Origin of the sequence: Allobosea sp. LjRoot90 (genome assembly GCF_964254315.1) — a bacterium.
Taxonomy (GTDB): Bacteria; Pseudomonadota; Alphaproteobacteria; order Rhizobiales; family Beijerinckiaceae; genus Allobosea.
Genome location: NZ_CAXUTF020000006.1, coordinates 65,162 through 81,506 on the forward strand (window position 1 = coordinate 65,162; position 16,345 = coordinate 81,506).

17 protein-coding genes are annotated in these 16,345 nt (G+C 66.8%); 7 read left to right on the plus strand and 10 right to left on the minus strand.

Annotated features, from left to right (window positions below; all coding sequences use genetic code 11):
- The first annotated feature begins 4 nt into the window (after positions 1-4).
- Positions 5-616 carry an HAD family hydrolase gene (locus ACSQ3M_RS20975; protein ID WP_436152013.1) on the plus strand — a complete coding sequence of 204 codons (612 nt, stop codon included), beginning with the start codon at positions 5-7 and terminating at the stop codon, positions 614-616.
- 48 nt (positions 617-664) lie between these two features.
- Here the strand turns inward: ACSQ3M_RS20975 and ACSQ3M_RS20980 are convergent, their stop codons facing one another.
- The 3 genes from ACSQ3M_RS20980 to ACSQ3M_RS20990 all read right to left on the minus strand — a co-directional run bounded on the left by ACSQ3M_RS20980 (position 665) and on the right by ACSQ3M_RS20990 (position 3,694).
- Positions 665-967, minus strand: coding sequence for a hypothetical protein (locus ACSQ3M_RS20980; RefSeq protein ID WP_436152014.1), 303 nt, complete (start codon positions 965-967; stop codon positions 665-667).
- A 92-nt stretch (positions 968-1,059) separates the two neighbouring features.
- A complete protein-coding gene (gene lepA, locus ACSQ3M_RS20985) occupies positions 1,060-2,865 on the minus strand; it encodes a translation elongation factor 4 (protein ID WP_436152015.1) in 1,806 nt (601 codons plus the stop codon).
- 61 nt (positions 2,866-2,926) lie between these two features.
- A complete protein-coding gene (locus ACSQ3M_RS20990; RefSeq protein WP_436152016.1) occupies positions 2,927-3,694 on the minus strand; it encodes a YiiX/YebB-like N1pC/P60 family cysteine hydrolase in 768 nt (255 codons plus the stop codon).
- A 254-nt stretch (positions 3,695-3,948) separates the two neighbouring features.
- Here ACSQ3M_RS20990 and ACSQ3M_RS20995 point away from each other — a divergent pair, with 254 nt between their 5' ends.
- Both ACSQ3M_RS20995 and ACSQ3M_RS21000 read left to right on the plus strand, forming a co-directional pair.
- Positions 3,949-4,476, plus strand: coding sequence for an N-acetyltransferase family protein (locus ACSQ3M_RS20995; protein WP_436152017.1), 528 nt, complete (start codon positions 3,949-3,951; stop codon positions 4,474-4,476).
- Positions 4,477-4,510: 34 nt separating this feature from the next.
- Positions 4,511-5,608, plus strand: coding sequence for a helix-turn-helix transcriptional regulator (locus ACSQ3M_RS21000; RefSeq protein ID WP_436152018.1), 1,098 nt, complete (start codon positions 4,511-4,513; stop codon positions 5,606-5,608).
- A gap of 36 nt (positions 5,609-5,644) precedes the next feature.
- On the opposite strand, the gene ACSQ3M_RS21005 is transcribed toward ACSQ3M_RS21000, so the two are convergent.
- The gene (locus tag ACSQ3M_RS21005; protein ID WP_436152019.1) at positions 5,645-6,088 is read right to left on the minus strand and encodes a MarR family winged helix-turn-helix transcriptional regulator; all 444 of its coding nucleotides are present in this window, start codon (positions 6,086-6,088) and stop codon (positions 5,645-5,647) included.
- 84 nt (positions 6,089-6,172) lie between these two features.
- On the opposite strand from ACSQ3M_RS21005, the gene ACSQ3M_RS21010 reads away from it, so the two are divergent.
- On the plus strand, positions 6,173-6,676 hold the full coding sequence (locus ACSQ3M_RS21010; protein ID WP_436152020.1) for a DUF1772 domain-containing protein: 504 nt from the start codon (positions 6,173-6,175) through the stop codon (positions 6,674-6,676).
- On the opposite strand, the gene ACSQ3M_RS21015 is transcribed toward ACSQ3M_RS21010, so the two are convergent.
- From ACSQ3M_RS21015 to fdxA, 3 genes are all read right to left on the minus strand, one after another.
- Entirely contained in the window at positions 6,655-6,897 is a 243-nt protein-coding gene (locus tag ACSQ3M_RS21015) for a DUF3297 family protein (RefSeq protein WP_436152021.1), read from the minus strand. The genes ACSQ3M_RS21010 and ACSQ3M_RS21015 overlap by 22 nt on opposite strands.
- 197 nt (positions 6,898-7,094) lie before the next feature.
- Complete coding sequence (locus ACSQ3M_RS21020) at positions 7,095-7,868, minus strand: ferredoxin--NADP reductase (protein ID WP_436152022.1); 774 nt, start codon at positions 7,866-7,868, stop codon at positions 7,095-7,097.
- A 60-nt stretch (positions 7,869-7,928) separates the two neighbouring features.
- Positions 7,929-8,258 carry a ferredoxin FdxA gene (gene fdxA / locus ACSQ3M_RS21025; RefSeq protein WP_436152023.1) on the minus strand — a complete coding sequence of 110 codons (330 nt, stop codon included), beginning with the start codon at positions 8,256-8,258 and terminating at the stop codon, positions 7,929-7,931.
- 151 nt (positions 8,259-8,409) lie between these two features.
- On the opposite strand from fdxA, the gene ACSQ3M_RS21030 reads away from it, so the two are divergent.
- From ACSQ3M_RS21030 to ACSQ3M_RS21040, 3 genes are all read left to right on the plus strand, one after another.
- Positions 8,410-9,606 (plus strand): amidohydrolase family protein, encoded by a 1,197-nt coding sequence (locus ACSQ3M_RS21030; protein WP_436152024.1) that lies wholly within the window; start codon positions 8,410-8,412, stop codon positions 9,604-9,606.
- Positions 9,607-9,862: 256 nt separating this feature from the next.
- The gene (locus tag ACSQ3M_RS21035) at positions 9,863-10,354 is read left to right on the plus strand and encodes a (2Fe-2S)-binding protein (protein ID WP_436152025.1); all 492 of its coding nucleotides are present in this window, start codon (positions 9,863-9,865) and stop codon (positions 10,352-10,354) included.
- A 223-nt stretch (positions 10,355-10,577) separates the two neighbouring features.
- Entirely contained in the window at positions 10,578-14,102 is a 3,525-nt protein-coding gene (locus ACSQ3M_RS21040; RefSeq protein ID WP_436152026.1) for a molybdopterin cofactor-binding domain-containing protein, read from the plus strand.
- A gap of 190 nt (positions 14,103-14,292) precedes the next feature.
- Here the strand turns inward: ACSQ3M_RS21040 and ACSQ3M_RS21045 are convergent, their stop codons facing one another.
- The 3 genes from ACSQ3M_RS21045 to ACSQ3M_RS21055 are packed head-to-tail and all read right to left on the minus strand — an operon-like array spanning position 14,293 to position 16,341.
- On the minus strand, positions 14,293-14,877 hold the full coding sequence (locus tag ACSQ3M_RS21045) for an amino acid synthesis family protein (RefSeq protein ID WP_436152027.1): 585 nt from the start codon (positions 14,875-14,877) through the stop codon (positions 14,293-14,295).
- Complete coding sequence (locus ACSQ3M_RS21050) at positions 14,874-15,458, minus strand: amino acid synthesis family protein (RefSeq protein WP_436152028.1); 585 nt, start codon at positions 15,456-15,458, stop codon at positions 14,874-14,876. Before ACSQ3M_RS21050 ends, ACSQ3M_RS21045 begins: the two co-directional genes overlap by 4 nt.
- Positions 15,451-16,341, minus strand: coding sequence for a UPF0280 family protein (locus tag ACSQ3M_RS21055; protein ID WP_436152029.1), 891 nt, complete (start codon positions 16,339-16,341; stop codon positions 15,451-15,453). Before ACSQ3M_RS21055 ends, ACSQ3M_RS21050 begins: the two co-directional genes overlap by 8 nt.
- Positions 16,342-16,345 lie beyond the last annotated feature (4 nt).

Sequence of the window (16,345 nt, forward strand, 5' to 3'; positions counted from 1 at the left end):
ACCGATGCCTGCAAATCGCAAGGTCGTGTTCGACGTCGGCAACGTCCTGTTGCGCTGGGACCCGTTCCATCTCTATCGCGACCTGATTCCTGATGATGCCAAGCGCGACTGGTTCCTGAAGAACGTCTGCACCTCCGCCTGGAACATCGAGCAGGATCGAGGCCGGCCCTGGACCGAAGCCGTGGCGACATTGGTCGCCAGCCACCCGGAATGGGAAGCCGAGATCAAGGCTTTCGACGAGCGCTGGCACGAGACCGTACCCGGCACGATCGAGGACAGCGTCGCGGTGCTGGCCGATCTCAAGGCCAAGGGTGAGCAGGTCTACGCCATCACCAATTTCTCGCGCGAGAAATGGGCGGAATGCCTGATCCGCTTTCCGTTCCTGCAGAGTTTCGACGGCGTGATCGTCTCGGCGCATGAGCGGCTGCTGAAGCCCGATCCGGCGATCTACAATGTGCTGCTGGAGCGCTACGGGCTCAGCGCCGGCGAGTGCATCTTCGTCGACGACAGCGCCAAGAACGTCGATGCCGCCCGTTCGGTCGGCATGCAGACGGTTCACTTCGTCGAGCCGATCGACCTCAAGGCAAAGCTGCGCGACCTCGGCGCCAATCTCTGACCACTGCTACGCCCTGCGCGGCCCGAGCTGCGCAGGGCGGTCAGGGGGCTACCAGTAGCGGCGGCGATAATAGTAGCGCGGCCGGTAATAGCGACGGCGGTAATAATAGCGCGGCCGGTAATAACGGCGGCGCCAGTAGCGCCTGCGCCAGCGCCGACGACGGCGATAATAGTACTGGGCGTAATCGGCGCCGGTCTTGTCGAGCGCTTCCGCATCGACCTGCGGCGCAGCTTCAGGCGGGCCGGGCTCTGCAACCACCGGCTTCGGCTGCGGCCTGGCAAGCGCTGCCGTGCCGAAGCTCGCCGCGGCCAGGCCACCGACCAGACTCGCGAGAAAAGAGCGTCTGTCCACGATGCTGTCCTCCCTTTTGTTGAGGGTCGGGATCAACACCGTATCTGGCGAGATGGTTCCCTGACGCGCGAACGCTGCCGCCGATCCTGCGCTCAGCTGTCCATCTTGAGCGCGGCGATGAAGGCTTCCTGCGGGATCTCGACGCGGCCGAACTGCCGCATCTTCTTCTTGCCTTCCTTCTGCTTGTCCAGGAGCTTGCGCTTGCGCGAGGCGTCACCGCCATAGCACTTGGCGGTCACGTCCTTGCGCAGCGCCCGGATCGTCTCGCGGGCGATGATCTTGCCGCCGATCGCCGCTTGCACCGGGATCTGGAACATGTGCGGCGGGATCAGCTCCTTGAGCTTCTCGCACATCGCCCGGCCGCGGGCATCGGCGCGCGAGCGGTGGACCAGCATCGAGAGCGCGTCGACCGGCTCGGCATTGACCAGGATCGACATGCGCACGAGGTCGCCTTCGCGATAGTCGGTGATGGCGTAGTCAAAGGAGGCATAGCCCTTCGAGATCGACTTCAGCCGGTCGTAGAAGTCGAACACCACCTCGTTCAGCGGCAGATCGTAGACGACCTTGGCGCGCGAGCCGACATAATTGAGGTCGATCTGCAGGCCGCGCCGGTCCTGGCAGAGCTTCAGAACCGAGCCGAGATATTCGTCCGGGGTGAAGATCGTCGCCCGGATCCACGGCTCCTCGATGGTCTCGATCTTCATCACGTCCGGCATATCGGCCGGGTTGTGCAATTCGAGCGTCGTGCCGTCGCGCAGCTTGAGATGGTAGACCACCGAAGGGGCGGTCGAGATCAGGTTGAGGTTGAACTCGCGCTCCAGGCGCTCCTGGATGATCTCGAGATGCAGCAACCCGAGGAAGCCGCAGCGGAAGCCGAAGCCGAGCGCCGCCGAGGTCTCCATCTCATAGGAGAAGCTGGCATCGTTCAGGCGCAGCCGCGACATGGCGCTGCGCAGCACCTCGAAATCGGCGGCGTCGACCGGGAAGATGCCGCAGAACACCACCGGCTGCACCGGCTTGAAGCCCGGCAGCGGCTCGGCGATCGGCTTGCGATCGTCGGTGATGGTGTCGCCGACGGCGGTGTCGGCGACTTCCTTGATCGAGGCGGTGAAGAAGCCGACCTCGCCGGGCCCGAGTTCCTTCACTTCGAGCATCTTCGGCTTGAACACGCCGACGCGGTCGACGCCATAGACGGCGTTGGCGCGCATCATCCGGATCGTCATGTTCTTCTTCAGCACGCCGTCGATGATGCGCACCAGCACGACGACGCCGAGATAGGCGTCGTACCAGCTATCGACCAGCAGAGCCTTGAGCGGCGCTTCGAGATCGCCCTTCGGCGCCGGCAGCCGCTTGACGATCGCTTCGAGCACGCCCTCGATGTTGAGGCCAGTCTTGGCCGAGATCGGCACCGCCTCGGAGGCGTCGAGGCCGATCACGTCCTCGATCTGCTGCTTGATCCGCTCGGGCTCGGCCGCCGGCAGGTCGATCTTGTTGAGGACCGTGACGATCTCGTGGCCGGCGTCGAGCGCCTGATAGACATTGGCGAGTGTCTGCGCCTCGACACCCTGCGAGGCGTCGACCACCAGCAGCGAGCCCTCGCAGGCCGCGAGCGAGCGCGAGACCTCATAGGCGAAGTCGACGTGTCCGGGCGTGTCCATCAAATTGAGGATGTAGGCCTTGCCATCCTCGGCCAAGTAATCCAGCCGGACGGTCTGCGCCTTGATGGTGATGCCGCGCTCCTTCTCGATATCCATCGAGTCGAGGATCTGCTCGCTCATGTCGCGCGCCGCGACCGTGCCGGTCTGCTGGATCAGCCGGTCGGCGAGGGTCGACTTGCCGTGGTCGATATGCGCCACGATCGAGAAATTGCGGATGTTGTCGAAACTGCGGGTGCTCATGCGCGCGCCATAGCAGTGCGCGCCCCCTGCGCCAAGGGCGCGAGGCAGATCGGCCGCCGTTTCACTCCGCCGCGAGCAGGCGCTCCTGCGCCCAATTCAGCCTCTTATAGTCGAAACCGGCCTCCAAGGTCGGCTTCACCGCCGAGAAATAGGGCGAGATGTCGAAATCGCGCGGCATATAGAGCGAATGATGCCGAATGTGCAGGATCTCCTCGAAATCCTGCTCGTCCATCGCGCTGGCATATTCGACGGTCGGCAGCACCGGATAGCGCGCCGCCTCGAAAGCCTGGGCGATCAGCGTCGAGCAGATCGCCCGGGTCGGGTCGCCGGAGCCGAGCGCGATCATGCGCCGGCGGAAGCCGGCTGGCGCCCAGGGAATCGGGATCAGCCAGCGCGCCAAATCGAGGATGTTCTTGAGGTCATACTGCGTGCCGAGCCGCTCGAGCACATAGTCGACGGCGATCTGGCGGCCTTCGCGGTCAAGGGCCTGGGGCCGGCAGATGCGGGTGCCGAAGGCGCCATACTTCGACAAGGGCGAGAGCACGCAGCCGACATCCATCTCGACTTCGGCCAGCACCAGAGGTTCGCCCTCGGGGCTGAACCGGCCGGTCTCGCCGACATAAAGCGCCGCATGCGACCAGGTCGACTGTGTCAGGTATTTGATCGCCGCCGAGACCTTCATATGGCCTTCGACCAGCAGCACGTCGCCCGGTCTGAGCGCGGCCTTCAGGCGGGCCAGAGCCTTGCCGTCGACCGGCCCGCTCTGCGGCTTGCCGCGCGTGATGAACCGCACGACCGAGCGCCCGAGAAATTCCAGCCCCCTGTTCATCGACGCCTCCCCTGCGCCGGCGCCGTTCCCGGCGTCTCCGGCTGACAGCAAAGCGCGACCCCGTGACTTTTTCGGAAATCGCCTGCTGGATTTGGGCTGGCGAGACCGGAATTCGCCAAACGTCGTAAAATCTGAGTTGACGATAGGGCCGCAGTGCCCTTGCGAACCGATATCTACTATGTTGGAATTAATCTTGCATAATGGATTAAGCCGCTATTTGGCGGCGCATTGACGGACTTAAGGAAGCCGGCCGCATGACCATCGAACAGCTCGACGCCGCGGGGGCGCAGGCCGCAATTCCCGCGCTCACCGGGATCCTGCGCGACGCCGTCGCCAATGGCGCCTCGGTCGGTTTCATGGAATGGAACTCTGACGCCGACTATGACCGCTTCTGGCAGGGCGTCGCGGCCGAGGTCGCAGCCGGGCGCGTTCTGCTGTTCGTAGCCAGCGACGAAACTAGCATCGTCGGCACGGCCCAACTCCATCCGACCGCCAAGCCGAACCAGCCGCACCGGGCCGAGATCGCCAAGGTGCTGGTGCATTCGCGGGCACGCCGCCGCGGCATCGGCGAGGCACTGATGCGGGCGGCGGAAACTGCCGCACTGGCGCTGGCGCGCGACCTGCTGGTGCTCGACACCGACGAGGCCGGCGCCGCGCGGCGGCTCTACCATCGCCTGGGCTGGACCGAGGTCGGCACCATCCCGCGCTATGCGCTGATGCCGGATGGGCGCGATTGCGGTTCGACCTTCTTCTACAAGGCGCTTTCGCGAGAAGCATGCTAGCTATGGTTGTGCGCGCTGCGAAAGGGGAACTTTATTGCCATTCGGCGATGGATTCGACGCACTGATCGACGGCCTCTACGAGGCCGCCGTGATTCCCGAGCGATGGCAGGGCTGGCTCGAGGGGCTGGCACGTGATTGTGACGCAACGGCCGCGCTGTTCTCCCGGATCGGCGAGGCGCGCCTGTCGATCGTCAGCACGAGCGACACGTTCAAGGAGATGTGGGACGAGATCTGGCTCGCCCAGGGCGGCGCGCAGAACGAGCGCACCAAGCGGGCCGTCGCCTTTCAGCACGCCGGCTTCATCACCGACGGCGACGTCTTTGCGCCCGGCGAGGCCGAACAACTGTCCCTCTACCGCGACTTTCTGATTCCGCGTGGCTACGGCTCCGGTGTCGCGACCGCGATCAGCATTCCCTCCGGCGACTTCGCGATGGTCAATCTCGAAAAGCCGTTCGCGGCCGGCCCCTTCCCCCGGACGATCGTCGCGGCGCTCGACCGGGTCCGGCCGCATCTGGCGCGAGCGGCTTTGATCGCCAATCATCTGGAGGTCGAGCGCGCACGCAGCGCCGCAGCGGCACTGGAACTCATGCGGCTGGCCGCAGCCGTGCTCGGCAAGGGCGGCCGGATTCTCGCTGCCAACAGCCTTCTCACGCGGCTGATGCCGTCTGCGATCGAGGACCTTCCCTCGCGCCTGAAGCTGACCGATGCCGGCGCCGATGCGCTTTTCGCGACCGCTCTGGAAGCGCTGGGCCGCGGTGGGCAGATGGCTGCGGTCCGTTCGATTCCGATGCGGGCGCGCAATGACTTGCCGCCCATCATCTTTCATCTGGTCCCGGTCAAGGGGGCGGCCCACGATCTGTTCGGCCAAGCGACTGCGATCCTTATCGCGACTCCGCTGGTCCAGGCCAAGGCACCGTCAGCCGACCTCGTCGCCGGCCTCTTCGACCTCAGCCCGTCGGAAGCGCGGCTCGCCGCGCTGATCGCGGGTGGCCACGCCCCGCGCGAGGCCGCCGTCATGCTCGGCTGGACCGAAGGGACGGCCCGCACCACGCTGAGGCAGGTCTTCGCCAAGACTGGCATGACCCGCCAGGCCGACCTCGTGGGACTGCTGCGCGGCGCCGTGGCGAGTTGACGTCGACCGGCACTCCCGCTCGGTTTGGACGCCGATCTAGCCGAGCTCCGCGCCGCGCGAGAGCGCACCGACAATACGGCGCAGGCCGGAGAGGACAGCCTCGCGCTCGTCATCGGAGAAACCAGCCAATGCCCGCGCATTGACGCCCTTCGCGGCGGCAAGCGCCGGTTCCTGCAGCGCCCGCGCCCGTGGCGTGAGCTGAATGCGGCGGGCGCGGGCATCGGCCTGATCGGGCCGGCGCTCGATCAGCCCGTCCCGCTCCATGCGGGCAAGCGTCGCCGCCATCGTCGCCTGCTCGACATCGAGCCGGCCGACCAGATCTTTCTGCGTCAGCCCCTCCTCGCGCCAGAGCTCGAGCAACACCATGAACTGCGCCGGGGCGAGGCCGAGCGGGCGCACTGCCTCGGCCAGTTCGCGTGCGAACAGACGGGCGACATGGTTGGCAAGGTAGCCGGCGGAGCTGGTCTTGAAGCTGGTCATGCGGGACCTGATTCGGCGAGATTGCAATTGAACAGCATGCTATGCAATAATAAATAGCATGCTGTTCATTTCAAGGAGGCGGCCATGCCCGAATCCAGTCTCGATACGACCACGCAACGCCGCGGCGTTTCCGCCATCGGCCTCGCCGCGCTGATCCTGGCGACGCTGTTCGCCGGTGCTGCGATCTACATTCTCGTCGCGGAGCAGCCAGCACGACTCGCGCTGGAGGATCGCTCGCTTCTGCTGCAATGGCAGGAAAGCTATCCGCGCGCGGCGCGGATGCAGGCCGGGCTCGCAGTGCTGGCGAGCCTTGCCGGCGCACTCGCCTTCTGGCGGGCTCGCGATCCACTCTGTCTGGTCGGCGCGGCGCTCATGCTCGCCAATCTGCCCTTCACGTTGATCGTGATCGCGCCCGTGAACGATGCGCTGCTGGCGTTAAGCGCCGAGCAGGCCGCGGCGAGCCGGGCGCTGATCGAGCGCTGGGGCGCGCTGCACGCCGTGCGCGCCGGTCTTTCGGTACTGGCGATCGCCGCCTTCGCGCTGGCGGTCGCCCGCGGCGGCGAGTCTCACTCGGCCTTGCGGAAATAGGGCTCGACCGTGCCCTTGAGCTTGATCGTCATCGGGTTGCCATGGCGGTCCTTGGCATTGCCGGCGGTGAGGCGGACCCAGCCCTCGCTGACGCAGTATTCCTCGACATTGGTCTTCTCGGCGCCCTTGAAGCGGACGCCGATGTCCTTCGCGAGCAGCTCTTCGTTGTAGAAGGGGCTGTTGGGATTGGAGGACAGCCGGTCGGGCAAGGTCTCGGTCATGGCGCTACTCGTCGGTCGAGGTGATTTGCCGGACAGGTAGCAGGCCGTGACGCGTTCGGCAAAAAGCCGCTGCGCGCGTCATGCTCGCCCTTGTGGCGAGCATCCGCGCCTTGAACACTGCACGCGATCGGTGACGTGAAGACGTGGATGGTCGGGACAAGCCCGACCATGACGGAAAGTGCGATTGCAGACGCGCCTCAGCGCTCGGCGAAAGCCTTCTCGATGACGTAGTCGCCGGCCTCGCCATGATTGCCTTCCTCGAGGCCGCGCTCGTCGAAGATCTGCCTGAGATCGACCAGCATCTGCGGGCTGCCGCAGAGCATGAAACGGTCGCCGGCGGGATCGAACGGCTCCATGTCGGCATCACTGAAGAGTTGGCCGGAGGTCAGCAGATCGGTGATGCGGCCGCGATTGCGGAAGGGCTCGCGCGTCACAGTCGGGTAATAGATGAGCTGGTTGCGGATCATCTCGCCCAGGAACTCGTCGTTCGGGAGTTCCTGCTGGATGCGTTCGCCATAGGCCAGCTCGGAGACCTGGCGGCAGCCATGGACGAGCACGACCTTCTCGTAGCGCTCATAGGTCTCGGGATCGCGGATCAGCGACAGGAAGGGCGCGAGGCCCGTGCCGGTGCCGAGCAGGAACAGGCGCTTGCCGTCCTTGAGGTTGTCGAGCACCAGCGTGCCTGTCGCCTTCTTGCCGATGATGATGGGGTCGCCGACCTGGAGGTTCTGCAAGCGCGAGGTGAGCGGACCGTCCGGCACCTTGATCGAGAAGAACTCGAGGTTCTCGTCGTAATTGGTGCTGGCGACGCTGTAGGCCCGCAGCAGCGGCTTCTCGCCGACCTTGATCCCGATCATCGTGAACTGGCCGTTCTTGAAGCGGAAAGTCGTGTCGCGGGTCGTCGTGAAGCTGAAGAGCGTATCGGTCCAGTGATGGACTGAGAGCACGCGCTCCTCGTAGAAATTGCTCATCTCATCGATCCTCAGATAGTCTAGCGATTTAGCAGATTATCGGATGCAGGCCATCAGATATCACATTGCCGGACGTTCGGAAAGCAGGTCGATCTTGTCCGGTATTCCCTTCCAGTCGTCGGCATCTGCCGGCGGCTCGCTCTTCTGCGTGATATTCGGCCAGAGCGGCGCCAGGCGGGCGTTCAGCACCAGCCATTGCTCGGCTCCGTCGGCGCTGTCGGCGACGATCGCCTCGGCGGGGCATTCCGGTTCGCAGACGCCGCAGTCGATGCATTCGTCCGGGTGGATCACGAGCATGTTCTCGCCCTCATAGAAACAGTCGACAGGGCAGACCTCGACGCAATCCATGTACTTGCAGCGGATGCAGGCGCTGGTGACGGCGTAAGGCATGCGCGATCCTTGCTGCTTGACAGCCGGGTTCGGACGGGGCAGAAATTCATTCGTATACAAACGATATGACGCCTCCCGTCACGCTTGTCAATCGGGCTTCCGGCGATGAGGATGGCGCCAGATTTCGGCAACGGACGACAGGGCGGATACGATGGCTGAACAGCAGGCGACGACGGTCGGCAGCACCCACACGCTGGTGGTCAAGAATATCGGCCTGATGCTCACCGGCGACATCGAGCGTCCGATCCTCGAAGCCGATACCCTCATCGCCATCGGCGGTCGGATCGCCGCGGTCGGTCGCTTCAAGGATCTCGACACCGACCAGGCCGACACTGTCATCGATGCCAACGGCACCGTGCTCTCGCCCGGGTTGATCGACAGCCATGTCCACCCGGTCGCCGGCGACTGGACGCCGCGCCAGAACCAGTTCGGCTGGATCGACTCGACCATGCATGGCGGCGTCACCACCATGATCTCGGCCGGCGAGGTCCACACCCCCGGCCGGCCCAAGGACATCGTCGGCCTGAAAGCCATGGCGATTTATGCACAACGCGCCTTCACCGCGTTCCGCCCCGGCGGCGTCAAGGTTCATGCCGGCGCACCGGTGATCGAGCCCGGCATGGTCGAGCAGGATTTCAAGGATCTGGCCGATGCCGGCGTAAGACTGCTCGGCGAGGTCGGCCTCGGCGGCGTCAAGGACGGCGCCCGCGCCAGGGAGATGGTGGCCTGGGCCCGCAAATACGGAATCCAGTCGACCATCCATACCGGCGGCCCTTCGATCCCCGGCTCCGGCCTGATCGGCGCCGATGTCGTGCTGGAGGCGGACACCGACGTGGTCGGCCACATTAATGGCGGGCACACCGCTTTGCCGGACAAGGAGATCCGCTGCATCTGCGAGGGCTGCAAGCGCGGCCTCGAGCTGGTGCATAACGGCAATGAGCGCGCCGCGCTCTACACCCTGCGCGTCGCCCGCGAGATGGACGAGCTGCAGCGCGTCATCCTCGGCACCGACGGGCCGGCGGGCTCCGGCGTACAGCCGCTCGGTATTGTCCGCATGGTCTCGATGCTGTCCTCGCTCGGCGACGTTCCGGCCGAGGTGGCGTTCTGCTTCGCGACTGGCAACACCGCCCGGATGCGCAGCCTCGATTGCGGCCTGATCGAGGTCGGCCGCAGCGCCGACTTCGTCTTCATGGACAAGGCCCAGCATTCGGCCGGGACGAGCTTCCTCGACTCGATCCAGCTCGGCGACCTGCCGGGCATCGGCATGATAGTGATCGACGGCATCGTCCGCAGCGGCATCAGCCGCAACACCCCGCCGGCGGAGAAGATCCCGTCGGTGGCGCACTAGGTTCGGCTGGCTCCGGCGTCATTCTCGGGCGAGGCGAAGCGCAGACCCGAGAATCTCAGGACGAGAGGGTGCCGATTGGAGCCTCCTCCGGCCTGAGATGCTCGGGGCAAGCCCAAGCATGACGGAGTGCGCCTTCCCGTAGAAATCCCGCTTGCAGCCTACTTCGATTTGTCATTATTCTCATTCGTATACGAACGATCTCGGTGGCCGTGACGATCAGGACGATCAGGCGCGCCTCGCCCCGCCTGGGCGAGCCATGAGGGCGACGCGGCGCTTTGCGCTTCGCGTCAACGGCGCGAGCCATGAGGTCGAGGGCGAAGCCCAGACGCCGCTGCTGTTCTTCCTGCGCAATGACCTCGCGCTCAACAGCCCGAAATTTGGCTGCGGCCTCGGCGAATGCGGTGCCTGCACGGTGCTGATCGACGGGCAGGCGGCGCGTGCCTGCGCCCTGCCGGTGCGGCTTGCGGCTGAGCGGGAGATCGTCACGCTCGAAGGGCTCGGCAGCCTCAACGCGCCGCATCCGCTGCAGCAGGCCTTCATCGACGCGCAGGCGGCGCAATGCGGCTACTGCATCGCCGGCATGGTGATGACGGCGAAGGCTTTCCTCGATGTTCGCCCTGATCCGAGCGAAGCGGAGGTGCGCGAGGCGCTGCGCCATAATCTCTGCCGCTGCGGCACCCATGTCGAGATCGTCAAGGCGGTGATGCTCGCCGCCGAACGCGGGCAGCAGGACGCGGCGGCGTCATGAGGCAGACCTCGATCCGTCCCGCCAAGCGCCGCCGTACCCCCTCCCCCCTTGTGGGGGAGGGTTGGGGAGGGGGGTATGCCACCCGCGACACTTCTCCGATCCGCGATTGCGTTCTGCCATTCTTGCTAGCTCACGGCTGTCTACCCCCCTCTCCAACTCTACCCCACAAGGGAGGAGAGAGCGCGTTGCGCTCGTCGTCATGCGCAGCAATTGGAGCCGCGTCATGAGCGAGCCCCTCTCCCGCAAGGCGCTCTTGAAGCGCGGCGGCGTGATCGGCGTGGTGGCGCCGCGCCAGGGCGCAGCCGCCGACGCCGCGCCGGAGGACGGGCTCGACCTACATGTCTGCCTGACGGCGGAAGGCCGCATCTTCGCCTTCAATGGCCATGTCGACCTTGGCACCGGCATCCGCACCGCCCTCGCCCAGATGGTGGCGGAGGAGCTCGATTTCCCCTTCGCCGCCGTCGAGATGGTGCTCGGCGACACTGCCGAGACGCCCGATCAAGGGCCGACCATCGCCAGCGAGACGATCCAGGTCACCTCGCTGGCGCTGCGGATCGCGGCGACGCAAATCCGCGCCAGATTGATCACGCTCGCAGCCGCGGCGCTCAGCTGCGGCGAGGACGAGATCGCGCTGAGCGACGGCGTGATCGCGCGAAAAGGCGAGACCACCCCCGCCATCGCCCTCGACACGCTGCTCGCCAACGAGCGCATCCTGCTGCCGCTGGCCGACAGCGCCGCGTTAAAGCAGGTCGACCAGCACAAGCTGGTCGGCCGTTCGGTCGCTCGCGTCGACATCCCGGCCAAGGTCACCGGCAGCTTCGCCTATGTCCACGATGTCCGCGTGCCCGGCATGCTGCATGGCCGGGTGGTGCGCCCGCCCTATGCCGGCATGGACGCCGGCGACTTCGTCGGCCGGAGCCTGATCTCGGTCGATCGAAATTCGATCGCGGACGTGCCCGGCGTCCGCGCAGTCGTGGTCGAGGGCGACTTCATCGGCATCGTCGCCGAGCGCGAGGAGCAGGCAGCGGAAGCAGCGCTGAAGCTGAAGACGGAGTGGCGCGACTTCACGCCGCCCGACCTTTCCGATCTCGGCCAGGCGCTGCGCACCCACCCCTCGACGCCACGCCTCCTCGTCGACGAGGGCGATGTCGAGACGGCGCTGGAGGGCCTCGAGACCCGGCTCGACCGGACCTATGTCTGGCCCTACCACATGCACGGCTCGATCGGCCCGTCCTGCGCGGTCGCCGATGTGCGCGCGGACGGCATCACCGTCTGGACCGGCAGCCAGAACCCCCACCCGCTGCAGAACGACCTTGCTTTGCTGACCGGCCTGCCGAAGGAGCGGATCGAGGTCATCCGCTTCGAGGCCGCCGGCTGCTATGGCCGCAACTGCGCCGACGACGTCGTCGCCGATGCGGTGCTGCTCTCGCGCGCGGTCGGCATGCCCGTGCGGGTCCAGCTCACTCGCGAGCAGGAGCACCTCTGGGAGCCGAAGGGCGCGGCCCAGCTGATCGACATCAAGGGCGGGCTCGGCCCGGGCGGGGCGCTCAAGGCCTATGATTTCCACACCTGGTATCCGTCAAATGCTGCCCCGACTTTGGCGCTGCTGCTGACCGGGCGCATCCCGAACCAGCCGGCGGCGCTGCGGATGGGCGACCGCACCGCGGTGCCGTCCTATACCTACGAGAACATGCGGCTGACGGCCTATGACATGCCGCCGATCGTGCGGGCGTCCTGGCTGCGCGGCGTCTCGGCGATGCCGAACGTCTTCGCCCATGAAAGCTATATCGACGAACTGGCGCATGAGGCCGGCGTCGATCCGGTCGAGTTCCGCCTGCGCCACATCAATGACGAGCGTGCCGCCGAATTGACGCGGGCGACCGCCGAGCGCGCCAACTGGCAGCCGCATGTCGGCCCGCGCATGGAAGCCGATGGCGAGGTGCTGCGCGGGCGCGGCTTCGCACAAGCCCGCTATGTCCATGGCAGCTGGCCCGGCGTCGGCGCCGCCTGGGCGGCCTGGGTCGCGGATGTCGCGGTCAACCGCATGACGGGCGAAGTCACCGTCAATCGCGTCACCGTCGGCCAGGACACCGGCATGATGGTCAACCCCGCCGGGGTGACGCACCAGATCCACGGCAACGTCCTGCAATCGACCAGCCGGGTGCTGCGCGAGGAGGTGACGTTCTCGCAGACGACCGCTGTCGCCAGCCGCGACTGGGGCTCCTATCCGGTGCTGACCTTCCCGGAGCTGCCGGCGATCGACGTCATGCTGATGGACCGGCAGCATCTGCCGCCGATGGGCGCGGGCGAATCGGCCTCCGTCCCGAGCGCAGCGGCGATCGTCAACGCCGTCTTCGACGCGACCGGGGTGCGCTTCCGCGAATTGCCGCTGACGCCGGAGCGCGTGCTCGCCGGCCTCAACGGCACGAAGCTGCTGAAGTCACCGCCTCAGGAGCACAAGAAGAGCCTGCCCTGGTGGAGCAAGCTCGGCGCCGCCGTGGCCGGCGCTGCGACCTTCGCCGCCGTCTCGCTCGCCTTCGCGCCCTCGATCGCGCCGATCGCCCGGCCGGACCCGTCGACCTGGTCGGCGGCGACGATCGAGCGCGGCCGCCAGCTCGCAGCGCTGGGCGCCTGCGCCACTTGCCACACCGGCAAAGACGGGGTGCCCTATGCCGGCGGGCTTGCCCTGCCGACGCCCTTCGGCACGGTGCTGACCACCAACATCACGCCCGATCCGGAGACCGGCATCGGCTACTGGTCCTATGCGGCCTTCGAGCGGGCGATGCGCGCCGGCCTGCATCGCGACGGTCGCCAACTCTACCCGGCCTTCCCCTATCCGAGCTTCGCGAAAGCGAGCGAGGCCGATTTGCAGGCGCTCTACGCCTTCCTGATGTCGCAGCCGGCGGTGCGGCGGGAGAACGAACCGAGCCGGCTCACTTTCCCGTTCAACCTGCGCCCGCTGATGGCTGGCTGGAACCTGCTGTTCAACCGGCAAGACGAGCTGAAGCCCGATGCGACCCGCTCTGCCGAATGGAATCGCGGGCGTTATCTCGTCGATGGACTCGGCCATTGCGGCGCCTGCCACACGCCGCGCAATGTGCTCGGCGCAGAGAAGGGTGGCAGCGCCTATCTCGCTGGCGGCGAGGCGGAGGGCTGGGAGGCTCCGGCACTGACGAAGCTCTCTGCCGGGCCGATCCCATGGAGCGAGATGCAGCTCTACGCCTATCTGAAGACCGGCACTTCGCAGCATCACGGCGCGGCGGCGGGACCGATGGCGCCGGTGATCGCCGAGCTCAGGGAATTGCCCGACGCCGATATCCGGGCGATGGCGAGCTATCTCGCCTCCTTGAACGAACCTCTACCCGCAGTTGAAGCCGAAGCGCTGGCGGCGCGGGTCGGGCAGCAGACGGCGCGGGCCGCCAATCCCGCAACCTCACCTGTCGCGCGTCTCTATGAAGGCGCCTGCGCCGCCTGCCACGAGACCGGCCGCGCCGCGCCATTGCTCAATGCCGGCCCTGCACTCGGCCTGTCGTCGAAGCTGCATGCGGCAACGACGGCCAACCTCGTCAACATGCTGCTCGAAGGCGGCCAGCACGGCATCGGCTCGATGCCCTCCTTCGCGACAGCGCTCGACGATCGTCAGATTGTCGAGTTGGCGGGCTACCTGCGCGGTCGGTTTGCGCCCGGGAAACCGGCCTGGGAGGGAATCGAGGCGGCGGTGGCGAGAGCGCGCAAGGCCGGAAGGTGAGGTAGAGAGTCTCGACCTAGAACCCCTCTCCCGGATGGGAGAGGGGCAGGGGTGAGGGACTGCCGTTGATTACCAGAGCTGTACGGCGGCGTTGCATCTTCTGCGGGTAGGGCGGGCCCTCATCCCTGCCCTTCTCCCACACGGGAGAAGGGTTCCCCGCGCCTTATCCTCATAGGCGCAGCAAGTGCCTCTACCGCAGCCCGTCCTCGCCCTTGACCTCGGCATGGGTCAGCCCGCCGACGCGCGGCAATGGTCGGCCGCCGCTGGTCAATGCCACCGCGACGACGATCTCGCCGGCGCGCGGGGCGTCCGAAATCCTGACCTCCATGCCGTCGAAATGGCTGCGGACATAGGCGGCCGCCTTATGGCCGAGCGGCACGTCGAGGACGACACCGAGCGGGCCGCGCTTCTTCGAGGACGGGATCAGCGCCGGCGCCTTGCCGAGGAGCTTGCGCAGGGGGGCACCGAGCTTGGGATGCAGGATCGCGGCGGCGTGCTCGAGCTCGCCATCCTCGCCGACAGCGGCAGCCTTGCCATAGCCCTGGACCGCCTCGCCCTCGATGCCGAGCGCGGCGAGCGCATGGCGGCCGAGCAGGTCGCCGAGTTCCTCGCCGATATCGATCAGCTCGGAGAGATCCTCCTGATATTTGCCGGCGAAGGGATTGGCGATCACCGCAACGGCAGCAGCGCGGCGGATCGGTGGCGAGACCGGCCGGCCAAGCTCGGTATGGGTTTCGTCGACGACCGTGACGACCTTGCGGATCCGCGCCTTCATCGCAGGCCGTCCTCGCCCTTGATCTCGCTCGCCTTCAGCCCGCCGACGCGGGCGTGGATGCGCGAGCCGGTCGTCATCACCAGCGCGAACAGCAATTCGTCGGCGCGGGGCGCGTCGGTGATGCCGATCTCGAAGGCGTCGAAATGGCTGCGAACGTAAGAAGCGTTGACATGGGTGACCGGAATGTCGAGCCGCGTGCCGGGGCCGCCGACCTTCTTGGTCGAGGGCACGATCGCCTTGGCGTCCCCCAGCAGTTCGCGCATGGCGTAGCCACCTGGCACATGCCAGAGCGCGCCATGCTCGAGCTCGCCGGCGGCGCCGACGATGGCGCCCTTGCCATAGCCTTCGATCGCCTTGACGTCGCCGCCCATCGCCGCGAGCAGGCGCTGCGCCATGGCGAGGCCGAAGGGTTTCAGATCATCCATGAAGCCCTGGATGTCCTCGACATAGCGGCCGGCATAGGGGTTGGCGATCACGGCCAGCGCCGCGCCGCGCTTCAGCGGTACCGCAGCGGCCGGGCCGCCCTCGTGATAGATTTCCTCGACGGTCACGGCGTATTTTCGCACGGCGATCTCAGGCACGGGCAAGTCTCCTCTCGGGGTCTTCTTGAACGATCATAGGCGTGGCGAGCGTGCGGCTCACGCCCTGCAGATGCATAGCGGCCGAGACGATCAGGCCGGCAGCGCGCAGGCGCTCCGCTTCGGCGAGGCCGGCAGCGAACGCGATCTCGATCTCGTCGATTGTCAGGGGCCCAACGTTGCGGGTGACCAACTGCTCGCCGAGATCGCTGTCGCTCTGGATGGAACTGGCCGGCAGGCGCTCGACCGCGGGATGGCCGGGGAGGTCGATCGCATTGGCGATCACTGTCGCCGCCGCATCGGCCATGGCGGCCGTGTAGCTGAGCACCGTCACCGCCTCGGCGATCCCGAGCGAAAAGCTGCGGCCAGGATAGCCCGAGGTCGCGATGCCGGCGACGCCGTCCTCGGGCCCGATCGTGGCGGTGGCGAAGAATTCCGGCCGGTCGGGGCGCTTCACCAGCCCGATGCGGAACTGCTCGCCATCAGACAGATGCAGCGCGATGTCGCCGCCATTGTTGACATAGGCGCGCGTGAGCGGCGCGGCCGCGCACATCACGCCGAGGATCTCCTGCGCGACCGAGCCGGCGACGGCGGCCATCGGCGTGATGAAGCTGCGTTCGGCGAAAGGCGCCACGGCAGCGTGCATGCGGCGGGCGACCGGGCCGAGCGGCAGCGGGCTCATCTCGCTCACTGCCGTCCGCAGCAGCTTCAACTCATCGCAAAGCTCGGCGAGCAGACCGTCGAAGCGGCGGATCGCCGCTTCATGCGCGGCCTTCACTGCGTCCTGCTCCCCGGCGGCCTCGATGACGAGATCGATCGGCCCCTGCTGCAGGAGCAGGCGCCTGCCATCCGGCAGAAAGCGCGCCGAGGGCTGCTCGAAGCGCATCGCC

Excerpts from the sequence above, each read along its gene's own strand:
- ACSQ3M_RS21020 (WP_436152022.1), bottom strand. The coding sequence starts at position 7,868 with ATGAGCAATTTCTACGAGGAGCGCGTGCTCTCAGTCCATCACTGGACC.
- ACSQ3M_RS21010 (WP_436152020.1), top strand. The coding sequence starts at position 6,173 with ATGCCCGAATCCAGTCTCGATACGACCACGCAACGCCGCGGCGTTTCC.
- ACSQ3M_RS21035 (WP_436152025.1), top strand. The coding sequence starts at position 9,863 with ATGAGGGCGACGCGGCGCTTTGCGCTTCGCGTCAACGGCGCGAGCCAT.
- ACSQ3M_RS21040 (WP_436152026.1), top strand. The coding sequence starts at position 10,578 with ATGAGCGAGCCCCTCTCCCGCAAGGCGCTCTTGAAGCGCGGCGGCGTG.
- ACSQ3M_RS21030 (WP_436152024.1), top strand. The coding sequence starts at position 8,410 with ATGGCTGAACAGCAGGCGACGACGGTCGGCAGCACCCACACGCTGGTG.
- ACSQ3M_RS20975 (WP_436152013.1), top strand. The coding sequence starts at position 5 with ATGCCTGCAAATCGCAAGGTCGTGTTCGACGTCGGCAACGTCCTGTTG.
- ACSQ3M_RS21055 (WP_436152029.1), bottom strand. The coding sequence starts at position 16,341 with ATGCGCTTCGAGCAGCCCTCGGCGCGCTTTCTGCCGGATGGCAGGCGC.
- ACSQ3M_RS21015 (WP_436152021.1), bottom strand. The coding sequence starts at position 6,897 with ATGACCGAGACCTTGCCCGACCGGCTGTCCTCCAATCCCAACAGCCCC.
- ACSQ3M_RS21045 (WP_436152027.1), bottom strand. The coding sequence starts at position 14,877 with ATGAAGGCGCGGATCCGCAAGGTCGTCACGGTCGTCGACGAAACCCAT.
- ACSQ3M_RS20995 (WP_436152017.1), top strand. The coding sequence starts at position 3,949 with ATGACCATCGAACAGCTCGACGCCGCGGGGGCGCAGGCCGCAATTCCC.
- ACSQ3M_RS20990 (WP_436152016.1), bottom strand. The coding sequence starts at position 3,694 with ATGAACAGGGGGCTGGAATTTCTCGGGCGCTCGGTCGTGCGGTTCATC.
- lepA (WP_436152015.1), bottom strand. The coding sequence starts at position 2,865 with ATGAGCACCCGCAGTTTCGACAACATCCGCAATTTCTCGATCGTGGCG.
- fdxA (WP_436152023.1), bottom strand. The coding sequence starts at position 8,258 with ATGCCTTACGCCGTCACCAGCGCCTGCATCCGCTGCAAGTACATGGAT.
- ACSQ3M_RS21005 (WP_436152019.1), bottom strand. The coding sequence starts at position 6,088 with ATGACCAGCTTCAAGACCAGCTCCGCCGGCTACCTTGCCAACCATGTC.